The 22,685-nt window shown below is 69.8% G+C and carries 24 protein-coding genes; 5 read left to right on the top strand and 19 right to left on the bottom strand.

Translation table 11 applies throughout. From position 1 onward, the window contains the following. Positions 1-57 precede the first annotated feature (57 nt). Complete coding sequence (locus LF262_RS15945) at positions 58-1,200, top strand: MFS transporter (RefSeq protein ID WP_235781415.1); 1,143 nt, start codon at positions 58-60, stop codon at positions 1,198-1,200. A gap of 9 nt (positions 1,201-1,209) precedes the next feature. Here the strand turns inward: LF262_RS15945 and LF262_RS15940 are convergent, their stop codons facing one another. The 5 genes from LF262_RS15940 to infC form a co-directional block, all read right to left on the bottom strand. Further along, entirely contained in the window at positions 1,210-2,130 is a 921-nt protein-coding gene (locus tag LF262_RS15940; protein WP_235781385.1) for a cation diffusion facilitator family transporter, read from the bottom strand. An 83-nt stretch (positions 2,131-2,213) separates the two neighbouring features. Continuing rightward, positions 2,214-3,116, bottom strand: a complete 903-nt coding sequence (locus LF262_RS15935) for a TrmH family RNA methyltransferase (RefSeq protein ID WP_235781414.1) — start codon at positions 3,114-3,116, stop codon at positions 2,214-2,216. Positions 3,117-3,264: 148 nt separating this feature from the next. After that, complete coding sequence (gene rplT, locus LF262_RS15930) at positions 3,265-3,648, bottom strand: 50S ribosomal protein L20 (protein ID WP_235781384.1); 384 nt, start codon at positions 3,646-3,648, stop codon at positions 3,265-3,267. Between the two features lie 96 nt (positions 3,649-3,744). Further along, positions 3,745-3,939: a 50S ribosomal protein L35 gene (gene rpmI / locus LF262_RS15925; RefSeq protein ID WP_235781383.1), complete on the bottom strand. Its 195-nt coding sequence runs from the start codon at positions 3,937-3,939 to the stop codon at positions 3,745-3,747. Positions 3,940-4,107: 168 nt separating this feature from the next. Continuing rightward, on the bottom strand, positions 4,108-5,229 hold the full coding sequence (gene infC / locus LF262_RS15920) for a translation initiation factor IF-3 (RefSeq protein WP_235781382.1): 1,122 nt from the start codon (positions 5,227-5,229) through the stop codon (positions 4,108-4,110). A 363-nt stretch (positions 5,230-5,592) separates the two neighbouring features. On the opposite strand from infC, the gene LF262_RS15915 reads away from it, so the two are divergent. Then, positions 5,593-6,018, top strand: a complete 426-nt coding sequence (locus LF262_RS15915) for a DUF1844 domain-containing protein (RefSeq protein WP_235781381.1) — start codon at positions 5,593-5,595, stop codon at positions 6,016-6,018. Positions 6,019-6,111: 93 nt separating this feature from the next. On the opposite strand, the gene LF262_RS15910 is transcribed toward LF262_RS15915, so the two are convergent. From LF262_RS15910 to LF262_RS15875, 8 genes are all read right to left on the bottom strand, one after another. Further along, entirely contained in the window at positions 6,112-7,422 is a 1,311-nt protein-coding gene (locus LF262_RS15910) for an MFS transporter (protein WP_235781380.1), read from the bottom strand. 48 nt (positions 7,423-7,470) lie between these two features. Next, positions 7,471-8,418: an SseB family protein gene (locus tag LF262_RS15905; RefSeq protein ID WP_235781379.1), complete on the bottom strand. Its 948-nt coding sequence runs from the start codon at positions 8,416-8,418 to the stop codon at positions 7,471-7,473. Next, positions 8,419-9,159, bottom strand: a complete 741-nt coding sequence (gene priA, locus LF262_RS15900) for a bifunctional 1-(5-phosphoribosyl)-5-((5-phosphoribosylamino)methylideneamino)imidazole-4-carboxamide isomerase/phosphoribosylanthranilate isomerase PriA (protein ID WP_235781378.1) — start codon at positions 9,157-9,159, stop codon at positions 8,419-8,421. A 30-nt stretch (positions 9,160-9,189) separates the two neighbouring features. After that, positions 9,190-9,348, bottom strand: a complete 159-nt coding sequence (locus LF262_RS15895) for a CG2302 family histidine operon protein (protein WP_235781377.1) — start codon at positions 9,346-9,348, stop codon at positions 9,190-9,192. A gap of 3 nt (positions 9,349-9,351) precedes the next feature. Next, the gene (gene hisH / locus LF262_RS15890; protein WP_235781413.1) at positions 9,352-10,032 is read right to left on the bottom strand and encodes an imidazole glycerol phosphate synthase subunit HisH; all 681 of its coding nucleotides are present in this window, start codon (positions 10,030-10,032) and stop codon (positions 9,352-9,354) included. Positions 10,033-10,103: 71 nt separating this feature from the next. Next, positions 10,104-10,736, bottom strand: a complete 633-nt coding sequence (hisB, locus tag LF262_RS15885; RefSeq protein ID WP_235781376.1) for an imidazoleglycerol-phosphate dehydratase HisB — start codon at positions 10,734-10,736, stop codon at positions 10,104-10,106. Positions 10,737-10,787: 51 nt separating this feature from the next. After that, the gene (locus LF262_RS15880; protein WP_235781375.1) at positions 10,788-11,909 is read right to left on the bottom strand and encodes a histidinol-phosphate transaminase; all 1,122 of its coding nucleotides are present in this window, start codon (positions 11,907-11,909) and stop codon (positions 10,788-10,790) included. Between the two features lie 122 nt (positions 11,910-12,031). Then, complete coding sequence (locus LF262_RS15875) at positions 12,032-12,403, bottom strand: LysM peptidoglycan-binding domain-containing protein (RefSeq protein ID WP_235781374.1); 372 nt, start codon at positions 12,401-12,403, stop codon at positions 12,032-12,034. A 360-nt stretch (positions 12,404-12,763) separates the two neighbouring features. Between LF262_RS15875 and lexA the strand changes: the two genes are divergently transcribed. Continuing rightward, positions 12,764-13,471: a transcriptional repressor LexA gene (lexA, locus tag LF262_RS15870; protein WP_235781373.1), complete on the top strand. Its 708-nt coding sequence runs from the start codon at positions 12,764-12,766 to the stop codon at positions 13,469-13,471. Between the two features lie 11 nt (positions 13,472-13,482). Here lexA and LF262_RS15865 read toward each other — a convergent pair whose 3' ends face one another. After that, complete coding sequence (locus tag LF262_RS15865) at positions 13,483-15,498, bottom strand: ATP-dependent DNA helicase (protein WP_235781372.1); 2,016 nt, start codon at positions 15,496-15,498, stop codon at positions 13,483-13,485. Between the two features lie 60 nt (positions 15,499-15,558). Continuing rightward, entirely contained in the window at positions 15,559-17,175 is a 1,617-nt protein-coding gene (hflX, locus tag LF262_RS15860; protein WP_235781371.1) for a GTPase HflX, read from the bottom strand. Positions 17,176-17,541: 366 nt separating this feature from the next. Between hflX and LF262_RS15855 the strand changes: the two genes are divergently transcribed. Together LF262_RS15855 and LF262_RS15850 are read left to right on the top strand one after the other, a co-directional pair. After that, positions 17,542-18,153: a class I SAM-dependent methyltransferase gene (locus tag LF262_RS15855; protein ID WP_235781370.1), complete on the top strand. Its 612-nt coding sequence runs from the start codon at positions 17,542-17,544 to the stop codon at positions 18,151-18,153. 17 nt (positions 18,154-18,170) lie between these two features. Then, positions 18,171-18,716, top strand: coding sequence for a DUF488 domain-containing protein (locus LF262_RS15850; RefSeq protein ID WP_235781369.1), 546 nt, complete (start codon positions 18,171-18,173; stop codon positions 18,714-18,716). Between the two features lie 18 nt (positions 18,717-18,734). Here LF262_RS15850 and dapF read toward each other — a convergent pair whose 3' ends face one another. From dapF to LF262_RS15830, 4 genes are all read right to left on the bottom strand, one after another. Continuing rightward, positions 18,735-19,676, bottom strand: coding sequence for a diaminopimelate epimerase (dapF, locus tag LF262_RS15845; protein ID WP_235781368.1), 942 nt, complete (start codon positions 19,674-19,676; stop codon positions 18,735-18,737). Between the two features lie 9 nt (positions 19,677-19,685). Next, entirely contained in the window at positions 19,686-20,606 is a 921-nt protein-coding gene (gene miaA / locus LF262_RS15840) for a tRNA (adenosine(37)-N6)-dimethylallyltransferase MiaA (RefSeq protein ID WP_235781367.1), read from the bottom strand. Between the two features lie 2 nt (positions 20,607-20,608). Beyond that, positions 20,609-22,141, bottom strand: a complete 1,533-nt coding sequence (gene miaB / locus LF262_RS15835; RefSeq protein ID WP_308190551.1) for a tRNA (N6-isopentenyl adenosine(37)-C2)-methylthiotransferase MiaB — start codon at positions 22,139-22,141, stop codon at positions 20,609-20,611. 95 nt (positions 22,142-22,236) lie between these two features. After that, on the bottom strand, positions 22,237-22,685 hold a 449-nt coding region (locus LF262_RS15830), incomplete at its 5' end, for an aggregation-promoting factor C-terminal-like domain-containing protein (protein ID WP_372462792.1).

Below are 22,685 nucleotides of genomic sequence, written 5' to 3'. Positions count from 1 at the left end.
GCGCCGGGCACCGCCGGTCTCTCGACCCTCCTGGCTCCTCGGCCGCTCTTCTGGGCGATGCTTGCCCTCGGTCTGGGCGGCTTCGCCATCGGAACAGTCGAGTTCGCCACCATGGGACTCCTGAAGGAGATCGAACGCGGGCTCGCGATCAGTACCCCGCAGGCGGGCCAGCTCATCTCCGCCTACGCGCTCGGCGTCGTCGTGGGTGCTCCGCTGCTCGCGGCCTTCGGGGCCAGGCTCCCGCGCAAGACGTTGGTGCTGAGCCTCATGGCGTTCTACGCTCTGGCCAACCTGTCCTCGTTCGCCGCGGCGGACTACGGGGCCATGCTCCTCTCGCGCTTCGCCGCGGGCCTGCCGCACGGCGCGTACTTCGGCACCGCCGCCGTCATTGCGGCGTCCCTCGTGGCGCCGACCCGGCGTGGGTGGGCCATCGCGACAGTCATGTCCGGGCTGACCATCGCGAATGTCCTCGGCGTTCCGGCCGCGACCTGGTTGGGGCAGGCCGCCGGGTGGAGGCTCCTGTTCGTGGCCACGGGGGTGATAGCCGTCGCGTGCGTCGTGATGGTCGCCCGGTTCGTCCCGTTCGAGCCGCCCCACCCCGAGGCGAGCATCCGCCGCGAGCTCTCAGCATTGCGCCGCGTGCAGCTGTGGCTCGCACTCGCCATAGGCGTTGTGGGCTTCGGCGGGTTCTTCGCGACCTACACCTATATCGCGCACACTATGACTGGCGTTGCGGGCCTCGACGAGACCCTCATGCCGGTGGTCGTGGCCCTGTACGGACTGGGCATGGTGGCGGGCAACATGCTCGGCGGACGCTTGGCGGACCGCTCCGTGATGGGCACCGTCTACCGGGCGCTTGCCGCTGTCGCGGTAGTCATGGTGCTGTACGGGCTCGCGGCGCCGGTCCGGCCGCTCGCGCTGCTGATGGTCTTCGTCGTCGGCGGTTCCGGGTCAATCCTCATTCCGGCCCTCCAGGCACGCCTGCTGGACTCCGCCCCCGGCGCGGCGACCCTCGCCACCTCACTGAGCCACTCCGCGCTCAACGTCGCCAACGCCCTCGGGGCGCTCCTCGGCGGCGCCGTCATCGCCGCCGGCTGGGGCTTCGTGGCACCGGCCTACATCGGCGCAGTGCTCGCCGTCCTCGGCCTGGGCATCGCATTCCTCAGCGGCGCTCTGGAACGGCACAGGCCATTGCCCTGATCCGTCAGCTCAGGAGCCATCCTCCCGGTGGATGTCCGGCTCGAGGTAGATGACCCGGGCACTCGGGACGGAGGCTCGGACCCGCGCCTCGGCGGCGTCGATCGAGCGCGCGATCTCGGCCCCGCTCGCACCGCGCTCGACGCTGATCTTGGCCCCGACGAGCAGCTCCTCAGGGCCGAGGTGCATCGTGCGGAGGTGGATCACGCGCGTGCCATCGGCCGTGAGCGCCTCCTCGATCAGTGCCACGTCGGCCCGAGTGGCGGACTCGCCGAGCAGCAGCGAACTCGTCTCCAGCGCGAGGATCACGGCGATGACTACGAGGAGCAGTCCAATCATCGCTGTGCCGGCGGCGTCCCACACTCCGTTGCCGGTCACGAGCGTCATCGAGACCCCGAACAGGGCGAACAGGAGCCCCAAGAGTGCGCCGAAGTCCTCGAGCAGGATCACGGGCAGCTCAGGCTGCTTCGCATTCCGCACGAACGACACCCACGACTGCTTCCCGCGCGAAGTGTTGGACTCCTTGATCGCAGTCCGGAAGGACAGTCCCTCAGCGATCACCGCGCCCACGAGGATGACCAGCGGGACCCACCACCATTGGCCCTCGATGCCGTGCGGGTCATGGAACTTCTCCCACGCCTCGAAAAGCGCGAACAGGCCGCCGACACTGAACAGGACGATGGAGACGATGAACGCGTAGATATACCGCTCGCGCCCATAGCCGAACGGATGCTCCGGGCTTGCCTGCCGCTTGGCCCGCTTGCCACCGATCAGAAGAAGCACTTGGTTGCCGGAGTCGGCGACCGAGTGGATCGCCTCGGCGAGCATCGACGAGGACGCTGTGAGAGCGAAGGCGAGGAACTTCATCGCCGCAATGGACAGGTTCGCGGACAGCGCCGCGACGACGGCCTTGGTCCCACCGCCAGAAGCCATGGTCTTCCCTCTTCCATATCTGAGGCCTCGCGAGGTGCGCGCGCGGCCGATCGGAACAAACCTACCGGTTAGCCGGCTGAGGTTCAGCGCCGCTGGCTCCGGGCGCTCGCATACAGGCACACCGTCGCGGCAGTGCCCACGTTGAGGCTCTCTGCCTGACCGTACAGGGGCACCGCCACCCGCTGGTCTGCGAGTGCCTTCTCGGTCGCGTCGAGGCCCTGGGCCTCGTTGCCGAACAGCCATGCGGTGGGGTCTTCGAGGCGGTAGGCGACCGGCGCGTCGTCGTGCGTCTGGCTAGGCACGCCACGGGCACCCGCGCGGCGGCCAGCGGCTTCGTCCTGGAGGACGTCGAGGTCGAGGGTGCCCGTGCCGTCGGCCGCGAGGATCCCCAGGCCCGTGGCCCGGGCCTGGTCCGCGAGGGCTGGGAGGTCTGCGCCGAGGACCACCGGGACATGGAAGAGCGAGCCGGCCGTGCTGCGGACGGCCTTGGGGTTGTAGATGTCCACGCTACCCGCCGTGAGCACTACCGCATCGGCACCAGCGGAGTCCGCGGCCCGCAGGATCGTGCCGGCGTTGCCCGGGTCCTGGACCCGGCACATGACGGCGAGGAGACGCGGCCCGGCGGCGAGGACGGCGTCGAGTGTGACGTCGAGCATCGAGCACACGGCCACGATCCCCTGCGGGCTCACGGTATCCGCCATCGCCGCGAGCACCTCGTCGTCAGCGAGCCGCAGAGCGCCTGTCGCCTCGGCGAGGTGCGCTATTTCAGGGTATCGGGAGAGGCATGCCTCGCTCGCGTAGAGCTCCACGACGGCGGCCCGGCCCCCGTCTGCCCGCCGGGCCGCATCGAGGCGGAGCGCCTCCCGGACTGCCTGCGGGCCCTCGGCGAGAAACTGCCGCCGCCGGTTCCTCGCCGTCCGCGTGGCCAGCTTGGCCACGTCCCGGACTCGGTCCGCGCGGGGATTGGTCATCGTGTCGCGGGGCATCACGGACCAACTCTAGCGAGGCGCGGGCCCCGCAGCGGCGGTGCGGGGCATCTGCACGCGGCAGCGCCCGTGCAGCGGTGGCTGCACGGGCGCTGTGGACCACGGACCCCGTCCGTCCCGAGCGGGAACGAGCGGCGCCTCGCGGATGCTACTTGGCGGCCGGGGCGTTAACGTCGGCCGGGAGGGCCTTCTTGGCGACCTCGACCAGGGCCGAGAATGCGGCTGCGTCAGAGACGGCCAGCTCGGCGAGCATGCGGCGGTCCACCTCGACCTCAGCGGCCTTGAGGCCCTGGATGAGGCGGTTGTACGTCAGGCCGTTGGCGCGGGACGCAGCGTTGATGCGCTGGATCCACAGGCGGCGGAAGTCACCCTTGCGCTTGTGGCGGTCCTGGTAGCTGTACACGAACGAGTGCAGCAGCTGCTCCTTGGCCTTGCGGTACAGGCGCGAGCGCTGACCACGGTAACCGGACGCCCGATCGAGGACGGTACGGCGCTTCTTGTGGGCATTGACTGCCCGCTTCACACGTGCCACGTGCGTACTCCTTTTGAATCTCTCCCAGACACCCGGGCGCTATGTGCCCGGCCGGGATGGCTGGTGGCCCTTCTCAGGGCCGGTGGGTGGAAGAAATCAGATGCCGAGCATCCGCTTGATGACCTTGGCGTCGCCGCCCGTCACGATCTTGTCCGCAGCGAGGCGGCGCGTGAGCGTGGTCGGCTTGTGCTCAAGGTAATGGCGGCGGTTGGCCTGCTGGCGCTTGAGCTTGCCGGAACCGGTCAGCTTGAAACGCTTCTTGGCGCCGCTGTGCGTCTTCATCTTCGGCATGGGAACCGATCTCCTTCTGCTTCCCACGGCGCTGGGGCCGCGGATTTCTCTGGCGGCCTGCTCACGCAGGCCGACTGGTTGCTTCCGCTTGCCGGTCGGAACCGGCAGCGGTGGACCCGACGGGCGGCGCTCCCTCGTTGAGAGGAAGGCAGCCCTGGCCCGGTCTGGCTAGTTGCCCCGCCGGCCGGACGGCCGGGGTGCCGTCGGCTTCGGGGCGGAGGGCTTCGGTGCACCCGAGGACGGTCGCGGTGCTCCCGGCTTGGGAGCCGCGGGCTTGGGAGCTGCCGCCTTGGGCGCGGACTGCTTCGGCGTAGGTGGCCTCGGCGCCGCAGGGCGTGCGGGCGACGCCGGAGTCGCGGACTTCGGCGCTGCCGGAGCCGCGCTGGCCTGCGTCCTCGGCGCCTTGGGTGCCTCGGCCGGCGTCCTCGGCGCCTCGGCTGCAGGTGCCTCGGCCTTCGGCTCCTCGGTCTTCGGCTCCTCAGCTGCAGGGGCCTCGGCCTTCGACTCCTCAGCTGCAGGGGCCTCCGCCTTAGGCTCCTCGGCTGCAGGCGCCTCCGCCGAGACCACTTCGTGCTCCGTGGCCTCTACTGCCGGCGCCTGCTGGGCAGCCTCGCGCGCCCTGGCAGCCTCGAGGAACTCAGCGGGCAGGGCGTCCCCCAGCGACTGGGTCATGGACGACTGCTCGGCGGTTACCGGTGCGGCCTTCGCGGCTTCGGCCTTGGCCTTGTCGGCCGTGCGCTGCGCGGCACGGCGGGCCTCCGCCTTCGCCTCGGCCTTGTTCTTGAGCGGGCCGATGACCATGACCATGTTGCGGCCGTCGATGCGCGGGGTGGACTCTATCGCGCCCACCTCGGCGACGTCCTCCGCGAAACGCTGGAGCAGGCGGATGCCCATCTCCGGGCGCTGCTGCTCGCGGCCGCGGAACTGGATCATGGCCTTGACCTTGTCACCAGCACCGAGGAACCGGAGGGCGTGGCCCTTCTTCGTCTCGTAGTCGTGCTTGTCGATCTTGAGGCGGAAGCGGATTTCCTTGAGAACCGTGTTGGTCTGGTTCTTGCGGGCCTCGCGCGCCTTGACCGCAGCCTCGTACTTGTACTTGCCGAAGTCCATCAGCTTGCATACCGGTGGCTTGGCCTGCGGCGCCACCTCGACCAGGTCGAGGTCTGACTCAGCTGCCAGTCGAAGCGCATCCTCGATGCGCACGATGCCCACCTGCTCGCCCGCAGGGCCTACGAGGCGAACCTCGGGAACGCGGATTCGATCATTGATGCGTGGATCGCTAATGTTCAAGCTCCTGTACTCGGTGACTGTCGTGCCCCGGCAACAAGGAAGGCCCCCGATTGCCGGTGCAATCGGAGGCCTCGGATGGCGCGCGCTCCCCTGAGGGGCGTGCCTGCTCAGAGCGGCTTTCGCCGCCCCGGCCAACCTGAGTACCCGGCAGCTTTCCTGGCCAAAGGCCCGGACGCCGACAGGTGGGAGGTGATCTCCGCTTGCAAACTATCTGTCGAGTATACAGGGTGAACGCGCGAATCCCCGCAACAGGCACTGCCGGAGGTTCTCCGGAGCCTGCCGCACGGGCGTCCTCTGGCTGACACACCCGGCCTGATCACATCAGGTAACGACATCCAGTCGGTCTGTGCAAAGCTTAGCAGCATGAGCAGCACCACCCCCAATGCGTCCGCATCTGCATCCTCCGAGGACACCCACCGCCACAGCTTCGGCGCTGACGAGGCCTCGGCCACGCCGGACGTGAGCACAGAGGTCCGGGACATCGCGGAGGTCGCCGCCGTCGAAGTCATCACGACCACAGCGGTGCACCTCATGAGCGCCGCAGCCGTCAAGTGCGGTCTCGCCGATGGGCCGGACGCAGCGGACCTCAAGGACCTGGACGAGGCGCGCAAGCTCATTACGGCCCTCGCCGGCCTCATCACGGCGGCAGCTCCAGAAATCGGGTCCCAGCACGCCGGTCCGTTGCGCGACGGGCTCCGTTCGCTCCAGCTGGCCTTCCGCGAGGCATCGGCCGTCCAGGACGAGCCGGGCAAGGGCCCGGGCGAGAAGTACACCGGCCCCGTCAACTGACCCCAGACACGTTCAACGCGCATCGCAACACGCTATGGATGTCCACGCCAGAGCGCGCGGTGCGGCGTTTTGCGGTGCCGCCCCGGCGGTCGCTCAGGCGACCGCCTGAGGCGAGCGGCGGCGTCGTGAGCCCTGCGCGATGACCCCAGCGAGGCACAGAAGTGAACCCGCGGCGCCTATCCCGATGAAGCCCGCCCACGGCCCGACCGCGTCAATCAGGGTACCCGCCAGGGGCGAGCCGAGCGCGGTCCCCGCCGTGAGGGCCGATCCGTACCAGCCCATGGCCTCGCCGCGGCGCTCCTCCGCGACGAGTTCGGCGACGCGTTCCGAGGCGGCCGACAGTGTGGGCGCGCACAGGAGCCCCGGCAGGACCGAGAGCAGGCTGAGGGTGACCGTGTCGTGGGCGAAGCCCATGGGGATCGTCAGGATGCTCATGGCAGTCAGGAGCGCGAGCGGGGGCACGGGACGGTGCATGGCCCCATAGAGGATGCCTCCAACGAGCGAGGCTGCGCACCAGAAGAAGAACACGACGCCGAGCTGCGTGCCTCGCCCGTGCTCTCGCAGGACGGCGACGATCCCGACGTCCGTGCCGGAGAGGACCGTCCCGGCCCCCGCAGCGACGACCATGACGACGATGACGGCGACACCGGCCATTGGCGCCTCGCCGCGTGCCCTCCGCAGCAGCCGCGCAAGTCCCGACGCGCCGTCAGCCTGGCCCCAGGCGACCTCAGTGGGCGCGGGCGATTCCGCAGACTCGCGACCCGAGGGAAGGTCTGACGGATTGGCGTCCTCGGATGCCGCCTCCACCAGCGCGCCGGTCTGCCCCGTCCGGGTGGGCGGGTTGAACCACATTAGCGCGAGCCCCGCGAGCGCAGCCGCGGCGCCCACGCCGGTGATCCCCCATACTGTCGAGGCGTTCACCGCCACGAGCGCGGCGAGGGCCGGGCCCACCATGAACGTGATCTCGGTGCCGATCGAGTCCAGCGCGAACGCTGTGCGCCGCTGTTCCGCTCCGGTCATCACACCGAGGGACTGCCGCACCACAGAGAAGATCGGCAGGGCGAACAGCCCAGCGACAAGGGCCGCGGCCAGCAGCAACGGGTAATCGAGGTGCGGGGCCACGCCCCAGAGGACCGCCTCGGCGATCACGGAGGGGACGAGTGCCGCCCGCAGGCCCGCGGTGTCAACGCGCCGGCCGCGCCACGGTGCACCGAGCGCGATCCCGATGGTCAGGACGGCGGCAACCGCACCCGCGGCCGCATAGCCCAGCCCCAGTGTCTGGACCACGTGCAGGGTCAACAGGACTCCTGCCGCCGAGTGCGGGAGCCTCGCGACCATCGCCACCAGCAGGAGGCGCCGAACCTCCACCCGACGCCAGAGATGCCCGTAGTGGGCGAAATTCATGGGCGATTCCCCTTCACATGCCCCGCCCAGGGGTGACCGGGCGGCGACTCAGCCGTGTGCGGGGCGGACCTTGACCTCGATGGAGTCTACGGCCTCCGCAAAGCGCGCGCTGCCAGCCAGTCTGCCGTTCAGCTCTGACACGGTCTCACGCACCTCATCCGCTGACAAGCCGGGCGCGAGCGCGAGGATGAGCCGCAGCTCAGGCCCGGGGCCGCCTCCCGCCACCAGCCGGCCGGACGAATCCCTCGAGGCGACACCTGGACCCGGGGAGATCTCGATCCCGCGCACCGGGCCGAGGCCCTCCGCTGCGCGCTCGACCTCGGCCACGAGGGAGGCATCAGCGTACGACGGCGTCCACTCGCGCTGCTGGGCGAGCGCCCACACGCCGGGGCGGCGCAGCACGAACGTGAAACCCGCGCCCGGGTCGAGGACGAGCAGCTCGGCACCCTCTGAGACCGCGGAGAGGGCCGCCCGCGGCGCGAACACGGCCACCGGGCGTGCCTCGCGGTGCCAGGCCTCGAGACTCTCCACCGAGGTGAAGACCGGCAGCGCCTTGCGCCCGTCCGGCGCGGCCACCGTAACCAGTGCCATGTCCGCTTCCTTGTCCTCTGCGAAGCCGTGCTCGCCGAGGCCCCCCTCGGCGAGGCTCGCGACGACGGCCACGAACACGCGTGCCGTGGCAAGCGCCCGGTGTACTCCCGCCTCGTCGCCGGTCCCTGCGGCGAGTGCCGTGAGCGCAGCGGCGACACCGGGATCCGGCCGGCCGTCATCCGTGTCGAACTGGTGGAGGGGGTTCCCCTCGCCGCTGAGGTCGCGGCCCGCCCACGGCTGGCCCGCCGAGTCGGCGGGGCTGCCGGCGCGTGCGAGCGCCGCGGCGATATGGCCGGGAAGCTGCCGGTGCGCGCCCGACGCCTCGTGGCCGCCGTCGTGCGCGTGGCCGCCGTCGTGCGCGTGGCCGCCGTCGTGCGCGTGGCCGCCGTCGTGCGCGTGCGGCATTCAGCGCCGCCCGGCGACGTCGAGCGCCTCAGGCAGGGTGAACTGACCGGAGTAGAGAGCCTTGCCCACGATCGCCCCCTCGACCCCGAGAGGCACCAGCTCGCGGAGTGCGCGCAGATCCTCGAGGCTCGAAATGCCCCCCGAGGCGACCACTGGCCTGTTGGTGCGGGCGCACATCTGCGTGAGCAGCTCGACGTTCGGGCCGCGCAGTGTGCCATCCTTCGTCACGTCGGTGACCACGTACCGCGCGCATCCGGCGTCCTCGAGCTGGGCGAGGACGTCCCAGAGGTTTCCGCCCTCCTTGGTCCAACCGCGGCCGGCGAGCGTAGTGCCGCGCACATCGAGTCCCACTGCGATCCTGTCACCGTGGCGGGCGATCGTCTTGGCAGTCCACTCGGGGTTCTCGATGGCGGCGGTCCCGAGGTTCACCCGGGCCACTCCAAGATCGAGGGCGGCCTCAAGAGAGGCGTCGTCGCGCAGGCCGCCGGACAGCTCGACCTTCAGGGAGAGGCTCTTCACGACGTCGGCGATGAGGGCGCGGTTGTCCCCGCGGCCGAATGCCGCATCGAGATCCACGATGTGAACCCATTCTGCCCCGGCGTCCTGCCACGCGTGCGCGGAGTCAAGCGGGGAGCCATAGCCGGTCTCGCTTCCGGCCTCTCCCTGGACGAGGCGCACCGCCTGACCGTCGACGATGTCCACGGCGGGCAGCAGTTCGAGGATCTGCTCCTCTTGGGTCATGGTGTCTCCCTCAGTGTCACGGCTGCCGGCTCAGGAAGCCGGCAGTGTCAGCAGATAGGCCGCCACGACAGCGGCAACCGCGAGCGCCCCGAAGGCGATCCACGTCCAGTTGGGCAGGCCCTGCTTGCGGAATGACAGGGCACCCCCCACAAGCAGCCCAGCGAGGCCGAAGAGCAGGACCGACCACATGCGTCAGGAGGCCTCGGCGGGCTTCTTGAGCGACTCGACCCAGTTGCGCAGGAGCCGCGCCCCGGCGTCTCCGGACTTCTCCGGATGGAACTGGGTGGCGCACAGCGGACCGTTCTCGACTGCGGCGATGAACGGTGCACCGTGCTCGCTCCACGTCACGAGCGGCGGAGCCATGCGCGGCTGGGCCACCTCGAAGTTCCACTCCTGGACGCCGTACGAGTGGACAAAGTAGAACCGCTCGTCCTCGACACCCGCGAACAGCTTCGACCCCTCCGGGGCCTTGACGGTGTTCCAGCCCATGTGGGGCACAACCTCGGCCGGCAGGAGCTCGACGGTCCCCGGCCATTCGCCGAGGCCCTCCGCAGCGACGCCGTGTTCGATGCCCCTCTCGAACATGACCTGGAGACCCACGCAGATGGCGAGCACGGGCCGGCCCCCGGCCACGCGCCGGCCGATGATGCGCAGCCCGTCGACCGCCCGGAGCTCCTTCATGACGGTCGCGAACGCGCCCACGCCCGGAACCACGAGGCCGTCCGCATGGAGTGCATCCTCGGCCCTGGCGCTGAGCGTGACGGCGGCCCCAGCGCGTTCGAGGGCGCGCACCGCAGAGCGCACGTTGCCGGACCCGTAGTCGAGCACGACGACGGTGGGCCGCCCCTGAGGGTCCGGTGCCTTCCCGCCCACGTGGCGGGGGTCGACGACGACGGCGCCCTCGGTCCCCTCCGGAGCCTCCGGCAGCGCGTCGGGGCTGGTGCTCACAGGGCTCCCTTGGTGGACGGGATGGCGTCGCCGATCCGTGGATCGGGCTCGACCGCGGCGCGGAGGGCGCGGGCGAACGCCTTGAACTGGGCCTCGGCGATGTGGTGGGGGTCGCGGCCGGCAAGCACGGTCATGTGCAGGCAGATGCCCGCGTGGAGGGTGATCGCCTCGAAGACGTGCCGGGTGAGGGAGCCGGTGAAGTGCCCGCCGATGAGGTGGTACTCCTGTCCGGCCGGCTCGCCGGTGTGGACGAGGTAGGGTCTGCCCGACACGTCGACAACGGCGCGCGCCAGGGCCTCGTCCAGCGGCACCGACGCCTCGCCGAAGCGGCGGATGCCCGCCTTGTTCCCGAGCGCCTGCTTGAGCACCTCGCCGAACGTGATGGCGATGTCCTCGACCGTGTGGTGGACGTCGATGTGAGTGTCGCCCGTCGCCCGGACCGTGAGGTCGATCAGGGAATGCTTGGACAGGGCCGTGAGCATGTGGTCGTAGAACGGGACGCTGCTGGAGATGTCGGAACGGCCGGTGCCGTCGAGGTTGACCTCGACGACGACCGAGGACTCGCTCGTGATGCGCTCCATCCGCGCAGTCCGCTGGGTCACGGGCACGGTCTGCAGCTCGGTGCTCATGGGTGGATGTCCTTCTGCTGGAGGATTCGGTCCGGGGCTGTTTAGTCCATTCTAGGCGGCGGGAAGGCGCCCTTCTGCGGCCAGCAGCTGTTCGAGGCGCTCCAGGAAGACTGTGGTCTCGCGTTCGGTGCCCGCGGTGACCCGCAGGCTGCCGGGGATCCCGATGTCACGGACGATCACGCCGGCCTCGAGTAGGCCGCGCCAGATCTTCTGGGGATCCTCCAGTCCGGTGAAGAAGACGAAGTTGGAATCCGACGATGCCGGCGTGAGCCCCATCCGCTCGAGCTCGGAGACAATTCGGTCGCGCTGCCGCTTGATCTCCTCGACCTCCGCCATCAGGGAGGAGCGGTGGCTCAATGCGGCGAGTGCGGTGGCCTGGGTGATTGCTGAGAGGTGGTACGGCAGACGTACCAGGCGCAGCGCATCGATGACCTCCGGGGCTGCGGCCAGATAGCCCAGCCGTGCGCCGGCGAGCGCGAAGGCCTTGCTCATGGTGCGGGTGACGATAAGCCGTCGGCGCCCCGGCAGGAGCGTCAGCGCGCTCTCGGTTCCGGCGTGGGCGAACTCGGCGTACGCCTCGTCCACGATCACGATGGCCTGACTCGCCTCACCCGCCTCGTACACCGCATCCACCACGTCGAGTCCCAGAGCGGTCCCGGTCGGGTTGTTCGGAGAGCAAAGGAAGACGACGTTGGGGGCGAGGGCGCGCACCTGCTGTGCGGCCGACTCTGCCGAAAGCCCATAGTCTTCGGCACGGACGCCCTTGAGGTAGTCCGTGCCCGTGCCCGAGGCTAGAAGCGGATACATCGAGTACGTGGGCGGGAAGCCGAGGGCGGAGCGGCCGGGGCCACCGAACGCCTGCAGGATCTGCTGGAGCACCTCGTTGGATCCGTTCGCGGCCCACAGCTGGTCTGCCGTGAGCCCGTGCCCGAGGTACTCCGCGAGCGAGTCCCGCAGTTCGGTGAACTCGCGGTCGGGATAGCGGTTCAGGCCTCCGGCGACAGACCGGACAGCCTCGACGATCGCGTCTTGGACATCGCGCGGGACGCCGTGGGTGTTCTCGTTGACGTTGAGCTGGATGGGGACGTTCAGCTGCGGGGCTCCGTAGGGATGCTGGCCGCGGAGATCATCGCGGAGGGGGAGCCGGTTGAGTCGTTCGAGCTGGTCGTCCACCGGTCTAGCCTACGCCAGCGCGCCCCATCAGCCGCACTCGGGACGGCGCAATAACTATCTCAGCACAGGGCCCGACCGCTGCCGACGAGCCGGGCCTGCGGACTGCTCGGCCGTCGTCCGGCTCAGCGGGACAGCGGAACGTGGACTTGCTCGCCGGGCAGCACGCGCGTGCCGGAGAGGTCGTTGAGCTCCCGGATCTGACTGATGGTCACGCGCGGGTCTTGATCAGGGACCCGCTGCGCGGCAATCGTCCAGAGCGATTCGCCGGGTTGCACGGTCACCGTGACAGTTGAGCCTGCGCCGTCAAGCTGTTCCACGCCAGCCCGCGCGGGCGCCACGAGCGCGGCCCACGCCACGAGCGCAGCGAGCGCCGCCAAGAAGAGCGGCATAACGACGAGGACAATCCGGCCGCGCCGTGTGAGCCGCAGCGGGGGCAGCTCGGGCCGGATGCTGCGGAGGCCAGAATGTCCGCCGAGGACGATCGCGTGTGCCATGGTGCGCCTTCCCCTGCCCGCGCCGGGAGTCGACCGTTCGAACTTTTGGCTAACTCCGAATCCAGCGACAAGCAGAATGTCGAATTCATCTTCGATTTCTCTGCTCTCTTCTTAGCACCTCACAACGAATCGTGTCCAGACTCGCTCGAACAAATGTTTGAAAGGTGCTGAGAACTGGCCTACGGTGGGAGCAGCACCGGGTAACGGGCCCGGTACCAGGAATCCAGGACCACTTGGAACCCGGAGCTGCAGTGTTCCCTCCGCAAACCATGTCCACATGGTGCAGAGGGGGTCCGACAGTTCTGGGCCCGGGGCAACAACCCGCCGGAGCCGGCGGCGGGATGAAGGGGCAGGGGCGGCATGGCACCACGGACCAAGGCGGCAAAGGGATTGACCGCACGCCAGAAGCGGATTCTCGAGACGATCCAGAGATCGGTGCAGGTCAACGGATATCCGCCCTCGATGCGCGAGATCGGCGACACGGTGGGCCTCGCGAGCCTCTCGAGCGTCACGCACCAGCTCAGCCAGCTCGAGAAGCTGGGCTACCTCCGCCGGGACCCGAAACGGCCCCGTGCCATGGAGGTCCTGATGCCGCTCACCCTCGACGAGGGCGAGCTCAGCGTCAGTGAGGAGGGCGCGGCCGGCATGCTGGGCTCAGGCGGTGCCACCCTCGAGAGCATGGCGAGCGCCGCGGACACCGCAATGGTGCCCCTTGTGGGACGCATCGCAGCGGGTGGGCCGATCCTCGCCGATCAGGCTGTGGAGGATGTCATGCCACTCCCTCGCCAGCTCGTGGGCTACGGCGATCTGTTCATGCTGCGGGTCAAAGGCGACTCGATGATCGATGCCGCGATCTGCGACGGCGACTGGGTTGTGGTGCGCCGGCAGAACAGCGCCGAGAACGGCGACATCGTCGCCGCCCTTCTCGACGACGAGGCCACGGTGAAGACCTTCCGGCAGCGCGACGGTCACACATGGCTGCTGCCCCAGAACACCCGGTACGAGCCCATCCTGGGCGATCAGGCCACGGTGATGGGAAAGGTCGTCTCGGTGCTGCGCTCGGTCTGAGAATGCGCGGGTCAGCCCGCTTGAGCGAGCCGGCCGAGGGCACCGAGCACGATGTTCCGCTCGGTCGTGCTCCACAGCGGTGGGAGCGCGCTGCGCAGGAACGCTCCATACCGCTCGGTGGCAAGACGCGAGTCGAGGACGGCGACGACTCCACGGTCTGCCGTCGACCGGATGAGCCGCCCGGCGCCCTGGGCGAGGCGAACGGCGGCGTGCGTTGCCGAGACGCTCATGAATCCGTTCCCGCCTGCCTGGGCGACCGCACGGGAGCGTGCCGTCATGAGCGGATCGTCCGGCCGGGGGAACGGGATCCGGTCGATCACGACGAGGCGGCAGGACTGCCCGGGGACGTCCACGCCCTGCCAGAGGGACATCGTGCCGAAAAGGCACGTGTCCGGCTCCGCGGAGAACTGCTTCACCAAAGCGCTCATCGACGATTCGCCCTGGCACAGGATCGTCTCGTCGATCCTGCCGCGCAGCTCATGCGCGGCATCCTCCGCGGCGCGCCGGGACGAGAAGAGGCATAGTGCACCGCCGTGGGAGGCCGTCAGCAGTGCCTCGAGTTCGTCGAGGGCCTCAGGCGAAACACTGCGGCCGGGCTTGGGGAGATGCCTGGCCACGTACAGCATGCCCTGTCTGGGATAGTCGAATGGGGACCCGACGTCTACGCCGGTCCACGAGGGCGCCCCGCCGCCCAGCAGTCCGAGTCCACCCGCCGTCGGTTCGAACGCCGAGCCGATAGCGAGCGTCGCGCTCGTCAGAACCACCGTGTGACCGTCGAAGAGCCCCTCACGGAGGCGGCCACCCACATTCAGCGGTGCGATGTGCAGCATCGCCGGACCCGAGTCATCCGGGGCGGAGAATCCAGTGACCGGATCCGGGGGACCCGTACGGGTCACCCACACGACCTCGCGATTCGCCTCCGCACCCAGGAGCCGCTCGCAGACCTCGACGAGCGCGAGAAGCCTTGACCGCGCGACCTGGCGGCCGCCGTCGGACGCCTGCGCCTCCCCCGGTTTCGAATCGGACAGCGCCACACGGCACGCATCCCGCACGAGCGCGATGTCCTGGGCTTGTTCCTCGTTCAGCCCTCGGGCGAGAAGCCCGGTCGGTGCCGAGGTGAGCGAAACCTCGAGCGCCGCGGCCGCGGTATGGAGAGCGTCCACTGGGATACTGCAGTGGCGTCGGGCGCTGGAGGCAGCCGCCTGAATCATCTGGGAGGACAGCTGCGCGCTCACGGCACCCGTGACGCGATCAGCGAGCTCGTGTGCCTCGTCGACCACCACGACGTCGTACTCGGGCAGCACATTGAGCCCCTCGAAGGCGTTGATCGCGAGCATCGCGTGGTTGGTCACCACGATGTCCGCCTCGGTGCCGTGCTTCCGTGCGAGCTCGCTGAAGCACTCGGCCGCGAAGGGGCACTTCTGGGCGCCGAGGCATTCGAGCGCGGTGACCGAGACCTGTCGCCAGGCGCGGTCCGACACGCCGGGGACGAGATCGTCGCGGTCGCCGGTCTCGGTCTCCTCGGCCCATTCGCGCAGACGCGCCACCTCGCGGCCCAACTGCGTGGTCGGGCCGGCGCCCGGGTGGGCCACGGCCGTGTCCTCGCCGAGCGCGAACAAGGCGCCCTCCGCTGGCTCGTCTGCCGGGAAGCCGCCCTCGAGCTTGTGCCGGCACAGGTAGTTCGAGCGGCCCTTGACAAGGGCCACATCGATGGGTCGCTCCAGCTCGGGGTTCACTGCCTCGAGCAGCCGGGGGATGTCACGGCCCACGATCTGCGCCTGGAGCGCGAGCGTGGCCGTCGCGACGACGGCAGGCCGATCGCTCGTCTGGGCGTGCGCGATCAGAGGCACCAGGTAGGCGAGTGACTTGCCCGTGCCGGTGCCCGCCTGGACGAGGAGGTGGCGCCCCTCGTCGATGGCCTTGGTCACCTGCCGCGCCATCTCGTGCTGCCCCTCGCGCTGCTGGCCGCCCATCGCCGCGACGGCGGTGTCGAGCAGCGCCAGGGCCGCGTCTTCGGTTACACCCATGGGGCCGAACGGACGACGGCGGGTGCGGCCCCGCCGTCGTCCGTCGCCTCCCGATCCGGTTCAGTCATGGACAACGAACGGTGCCAGCTCCGCCGCGAATTCTTCCCGGACCACGGCCTCGACGCGGGTGCCAGCCTCGACGTGCTCGAGCGAGTGGATCTCGGCACTCGACGTATGCAGCCGGTTGAGGATGTCGCCGCGGCTGTACGGAACGAGGAGCGTGAGCGCCACGTCCGGCCGTGGAATGGCATCGCTGATGGCGTCCTTGAGTTCCACGATGCCCTGACCGGTCCGCGCGGACACCACGACGTTGCGCGCCTCGCGCTGCCGCAGCCGCTCAAGGACGAATGGGTCCGCGGCGTCTGCCTTGTTCAGCACGATGATCTCCGGCACCTTGCGGGCGTCCACGTCTGCCAGCACCTCTCGGACGGCCGCGATCTGGCCCTCAGGGGCAGGGTGCGAGACATCCACGACGTGCAGGATGAGGTCCGCATCGGCGACCTCCTCGAGCGTCGAGCGGAAGGCCTCGACCAACTGCGTGGGCAGCGAGCGGACGAATCCGACCGTGTCCGCGAGCGTGTACGGGAGGCCGTCCGGGGTCTCCGCGCGGCGCACTGTCGGATCGAGGGTCGCGAACAGGGCGTTCTGCACGAGGACGCCCGCGTCCGTGAGCCGGTTGAGGAGGGAGGACTTGCCCGCGTTCGTGTAACCGGCAATCGCCACCGAGGGGACCTCGTTGCGCTTGCGGTTGGCCCGCTTCGTCTCGCGTGCCGGCCTCATGCCCGCAATCTCACGCCGGAGCTTGGCCATGCGGGTGCGGATGCGCCGGCGGTCGAGTTCGATCTTCGTCTCGCCAGGCCCGCGGGAGCCGATGCCGCCGCCCGCGGCGCCGACGCGGCCACCGGCCTGGCGAGACATCGACTCACCCCACCCGCGCAGGCGCGGGAGCAGGTACTCGAGCTGCGCGAGCTCGACCTGCGCCTTGCCCTCACGGCTCTTGGCGTGCTGGGCGAAGATGTCAAGAATGAGCGCGGTCCGGTCGATGACCTTGACCTTGACAATGTCCTCGAGGCCACGACGCTGGGACGGGGCGAGCTCCGAGTCCACGATGACGGTGTCCGCACCCGTCGCTGCGACGATGTCCCGGAGCTCGAGTGCCTTGCCCGAGCCGAGGAACGTCCCCGCATCGGGCTTCTGCCGGCGCTGCACGACGCCGTCCAGCACCTCCGAGCCTGCCGTCTCGGCGAGCGCGGCGAGCTCGCGCAACGAGTTCTCCGCGTCCTGGAGCGTCCCTTCGGACCACAGGCCCGCCAGGACAACGCGCTCGAGGCGCAGCTGGCGGTACTCGACCTCGGTGACGTCTTCGAGTTCGGTGGAGAGCCCCGCTACGCGGCGCAGCGCACGCCGCTCGGCCAGGTCCTGCTGGTCGCCGTCGTAGTCTCCGTGCTCGGCGTCGAGGTCCGAGATGGCAAGCGCACGGCCATCACTGAGGGCACCACGGGCCGCACCGCCGTCGTCTTCGCCGCCGTCCTGGCCCGGCGACGGGCGCTTGGCCTTCTTGGCGGCGGCCTCCTCCTTGGCCAGGATCCGGTCGATGACCGCCTGGATGTCTGCGGGGCTGAGGTCCTGCGGCCCGCCGTTGCCCGCGGGTGCGGGGGTGTTGTTGTTCTCGGTCATGGTCTCCTTCACGGATGCAGTTCCAGAATAGTGCTGGCGCTCGGCGGGGGCGCCTTCAGGGGGAGGGACCTGTGGAAAGGCCTCCGGCGCTGGCTCGGGTGGCAAGGAATTCTCCTGGGGATGCCTGTTCGGGCCAGCCGGAATGGGACCTCGGCTCGGCGCGAGTCGTTCGACGCGAGGCGCTGCGGTCCCTGCAAGGGGGCGGCGCACCGGGAATCAATGGCGTCAGATTGGCCAACAGCGTCAGATTCGCCAACAGCGTCAAATGAACAGGAGCATCCGTCCATTGTAGCTGACGTCCGCCGCCCTCACTGGAATCGGACCCCCTGCGGATGCGGCAAGGGCCTGCCGCTACGCTGGATGCCTATGGACCAGGCCCACTACTTCAACGCCGACCCGGACGTGCCCGACGTACGCCGCCCGCTCGCCGTCGTGCTCAACGGGCGCGAGGTGACCCTGCGCACCTCGGCGGGAATCTTCAGCCCGGACGGCGTCGACAAGGGCACGGCCGTGCTCCTGGCCGAGGTTCCGGAACCCGCACCCCAGGGGCACCTCCTCGACATCGGCTGCGGCTGGGGACCCCTCGCGTTGACGATGGCCCTCCGCTCGCCTGCCGCCACCGTCCATGCCGTGGACGTCAATACCCGCAGCCTGTCCCTCACCCAGGAGAACGCAGCCGTCCTGGGCCTCGACAACGTCCGTGCACAGCTGCCGGACGAGGTCGATCCTGACGTCCGCTTCGCGACGATCTGGTCCAATCCGCCCATCCGCATCGGCAAGGCCGCGCTCCACGAGCTGCTCCTAATGTGGCTGCCGCGCCTCGCGGCGGGCGGCGAGGCGTGGCTGGTGGTGCAGAAGAACCTCGGCTCGGATTCGCTGGCGCGGTGGCTCGCGGACCAGCTCGGGGACGCGTTCGACGTCGCGCGTGCGGCGACGTCGAAGGGCTTCCGCGTGCTCGTGGTCACCCGCACGAGCTGACGCCTCCGGATACCCCCATGAGCCGTATCTTCACGATCGGGCATTCGACCCGAGAGCTCGATGACGTCGTGTCGATGCTTCGGCCCAGCGGGGTAACGCATCTGGTCGATGTGCGCTCGTTCCCGGCCTCGCGGAAGCATCCGCAGTGGAACCAGCAGGCGATCCGAGAGGCCCTCCCGCCGGACATCGAGTACCGGTGGATGGCCGCGCTCGGCGGACGCCGCCATACCCCTGCCGGGGTCCCGAGCCCCAATGGAGGCTGGAGGGTCAAGGGCTTCCGGGACTACGCCGACTCCATGGGCACCCCGGCCTTCCGCGAGGGCTTGGACGAGCTCTTGGCGCTCGCTGCCGAGGCGATCCCGGCCATCATGTGCAGCGAGGCTCTACCGTGGCGCTGCCACCGCAGGCTCATCACCGACGCCCTCCTCGTGGCTGGCACCGAAGTGGTCCATCTCGTGTCGCCGACCTCGACGGAGCACGCCACGCTGACCCCATTCGCCAGGATCCGGGACGGGCAGATCACCTATCCGCCGCCCGGTACCGAGACCGCGCCCCTACTCTGAGTGCCGAGCTAGGCCGGGCTACCCGAGGGTGCCGTGGGCCACGATGACAGCAGGGCCGGAGAGCTCCACATGCTCGCGGCCGTCAGTACCGGGCACGAATGCGACGCTGACCCTGCCGCCGGGAACGTCGACGTCCCAGCGGTCGGGAGCGCCGGCGCCAGCCCAGTAGCGGATCGCCACCGCCGCAGCGCATGCGCCGGTCCCGCACGACTGGGTCTCCCCCACGCCGCGCTCGTGCACGCGCATCGAGATGCTGCCCACACCGGAGGTCACGAGCGGCTCGGAGGGCACGACGAACTCGACGTTCGTGCCGTGCGGAGGCACGGGCTCGACGGCGGGCGCGGTGTGCAGCCCGAGGCCGGAAAGCTCTGCGGGCTCGGCGAGGGCCACCACGGTGTGCGGATTGCCCATGCTTACGCTCAGGGCAGGGCGGGCAACGTCGAGCCCCACGGCCGTGACAGTCGCGTCCGCCGCATTCGCTGCGGCCCGCTGCGGATCGATGAACGCCCAGGGCCCCATGTCGACGGCGAATCCGCCCTCGCGCCGCTCGACGCGCTTCACGCCCGCACGCGTGCCGATCGGCAGCACCGCCCCAGCATCAAGCTCCACGAGCCCCTGCTCGAGCAGGAACGCCACGAAGACGCGGACGCCGTTGCCGCACATCTCCGAGAGCGAGCCGTCCGCGTTGCGGTAGTCCATGAACCACTCGGCTGCCGGCTCCTCGGCGAGGATCGCCGCGCCCTCAGGCAGCTCCCTGGAGCGGATCGCACGGATGAGTCCGTCCGCGCCGATGCCCTGATGGCGGTCGCACAGTGCAGCGGCCTCGGTCTCGGCGAGGTGCCGCTCGCCAGCAGGATCGGCTACGAGGACGAAGTCGTTCCCCGTGCCGTGGCCCTTCGCGAACTGCAGGCCCGCGAGGCCGGAAAGGACGTCAGGGGCGGACTGCGCGGATAGGGTCATGGTTCAAGCCTACCGGCCGGACATGGCGTCCGCTGAGCGCACAACAGCCAGCGCCTGCCCCACCACGTCCGGAGACAGGGCGTCGAGCCAGTGCACCCGCGGATCGGCCCGGAACCACGTGAGCTGGCGTCGGGCGAACTGCCGGGTTGCGACGATGGTCTTTTCCGCGGCACGCTCGGGAGTGCACTCACCGTCGAGGACCCTGAGGAACTGGCCGTAGCCGAGTGCGCGGGACGCGGTCTTTCCCTCCCTGAGGCCCGCGGCGGCGAGGCGGGAGACCTCGGCGGCCAGACCGGCGTCGGCCATCCGGTGCACGCGGGCGGCGATCCGCTCGTGCAGCGCTGCCCGGTCCAGGTCCAAGCCGATCTGCACGGCCGGCGCCGCATACTGCCGCACCGGCATGAACGAGCTGAACGGACGCCCCGTGAGCTCATGGACCTCAAGCGCGCGGATGATCCGGCGCGCGTCGCCGAGCCTGGCAGCCGAGACGGGATCGACGGCGCGCAGCCGTCCACGAAGCGTTTCGATCCCGTCGCGATCGGCCTCCGCCTCGAGGCGGCCCCGGAGCGCGGGGTCGGTGCCCGGGAACTCGAGGACATCGAGGGCCGCCCGGACGTAGAGCCCCGAGCCGCCGACGAGGATAGCGCGGCGCCCGCGTGCATGGATGTCCGCGATGGCCTCGCGCGCCCACGTCTGGAACGTGGACACGGAGGCCTCCTGGGTCACGTCGAGCACGTCGAGAAGGTGGTGCGGCACGCCGCGGCGCTCCTCGGGGGTGATCTTCGCAGTGCCGATGTCCATGCCACGGTAGAACTGGAGGGCGTCCGCGTTGACGATCTCGCCGTCAACTGCGAGCGCGATCTGGACCGCGAGATCCGACTTGCCCGAGCCCGTGGGGCCCACGATCGCAACGATCGGCCGTGTGGCCACGCTCAGGAGGAGCGCACGGGCAGGGACGGCATGCCGAGGCTCACGGCGCCGTGCGCCCCTGCGTCCCCTGCCCGCACGGAGGGGACGCCGCACGAGTCGGCCTGCGAGCGGTCCCACGCATCTCCCGCTCGGGAGCGGCGCAGCGAGTAGTCGGCCGCGGAGGCGGGGTCGGCGATGAGGTGGAACGGGGCCGCCTCGGTCACCGTCACTGTCACGAGGTCGCCGGGGCGTGGCGCCACAGCGCCACCGGGGACTGAGAAGTGCACGAGCCTGTTGTCGCGCGCCCGGCCGGAGAGCCGGTGCGTTTCCTCTGCCTTGCGGCCGGCCCAGGCCGTCGCCATGACCTCGATGGTGCTGCCCACCTGCTTCGCGTTCTCCTCGGCGGCGATGCGGTCCTGGAGTGCGGTGAGGCGTTCGTAGCGCTCCTGGACCAAGGCCTTGGGCAGCTGGTCCGGCAGGGTCGCCGCGGGCGTTCCAGGCCGCTGGGAGTACTGGAACGTGAAGGCGTTCGAGAAGCGCGCGCGTTCAACGACGTCGAGGGTCGCTTGGAAGTCCTCGTCCGTCTCGCCGGGGAAGCCCACGATGATGTCAGTGGTGATCGCGGCGTGCGGGATGCGCTCCCGGACCTTGTCGAGGATGCCGAGGAACTTCGCGCTGCGGTATGAGCGGCGCATCTCGCGCAGGATCCTGTCCGAACCGGACTGCAGCGGCATATGCAGCTGCGGCATGACGTTGGGCGTCTCGGCCATGGCCTCGATGACGTCGTCGGTGAACGCGGCAGGATGGGGGCTCGTGAACCGCACCCGCTCGAGGCCCCGGATCTCGCCGCACGCGCGCAGGAGCTTGCCGAACGCCAGCCGGTCGCCGAACTCCACGCCGTAGGAATTGACGTTCTGGCCCAGTAGCGTGACTTCGATCGCGCCGTCGTCCACGAGGGCCCGGACCTCGCCGAGGATCTCGCCCGGGCGGCGGTCCCGTTCCTTTCCTCGAAGGCTGGGCACAATGCAGAAGGTGCACGTGTTGTTGCAGCCCACCGAGATGGACACCCACCCGCTGTACACCGAGTCCCGCTTGGTGGGCAGAGTCGAGGGGAAGACTTCGAGCGATTCGAGGATCTCGAGCTGCGCCTCCTCGTTGTGGCGCGCCCGCTCGAGCAGCGCGGGGAGCGCGCCCACGTTGTGCGTGCCGAACACGGCGTCGACCCACGGCGCAATGCTCAAGATCGTGTCCCGGTCCTTCTGGGCGAGGCAGCCACCCACGGCAATCTGCATGCCCGGGTGCCCCTCCTTCACCGGCCGCAGCTGCCCGAGGTGCCCGTAGAGGCGGTTGTCCGCGTTCGCCCGCACGGCGCACGTATTGAACACCACAACGTCAGGCTCGGAACCCTCCTCCGCACGCACATAGCCAGCCGACTCGAGGAGGCCGGACATCCGTTCGGAGTCATGGACGTTCATCTGGCAGCCGAACGTGCGCACCTCATAGGAACGAGGGGCGTCCCTGCGCTCGGTCGCGGGGGCGGGCAGGATGGAACTCACCCATCAAGGGTACCGGTAGCGGCCGACGCCGGTCTCGCACCTCTTGGCGCCAGCCCGTCCGCGGGGGTACTACGCGTGAGAACCAGCGCGACCGCTCAGTACCAGTTGTAGGAGACCTCGTGGGCCCAGGCGTTGCAGGGGGTCCCATAGCGGTTGGCGATGTAGCCGAGGCCCCAATTAATCTGGGTGCGGTAGTTCGTGAGCCAGTCGCTGCCAGCGGTCGAGTACTTCGAAGGTGGAAGGGCCTGTGCGATACCGTACGCGCCGCTATACGGGTTGGTCGCGTCAGTCATCCAGCTGGATTCCTGGTTCCAGAGTTTGACCAGGCACCCGAACTCCCCGCTCCCCCAGCCGAAGCTGGCAAGCTGGGTCGACGCGTAGCTCTGTGCACCGGCGGGGTTGTTGACGATCCCGGCACCCGGGCTCACCACGGGCGGGGGCGGCGGCGGAGGTGCGGGCGCCGGCGGAGCGGCCTGAGGTACGGGCGGGGGCGGCGGCGGAGGTGCGGGCGCCGGCGGAGCGGCCTGAGGTACGGGCGCCGGCG

The sequence above is a fragment of the Sinomonas notoginsengisoli genome, from assembly GCF_021554725.1.
GTDB lineage: Bacteria > Actinomycetota > Actinomycetes > Actinomycetales > Micrococcaceae > Sinomonas > Sinomonas notoginsengisoli.
This window is presented reverse-complemented; position numbering and strand designations above follow the sequence as displayed.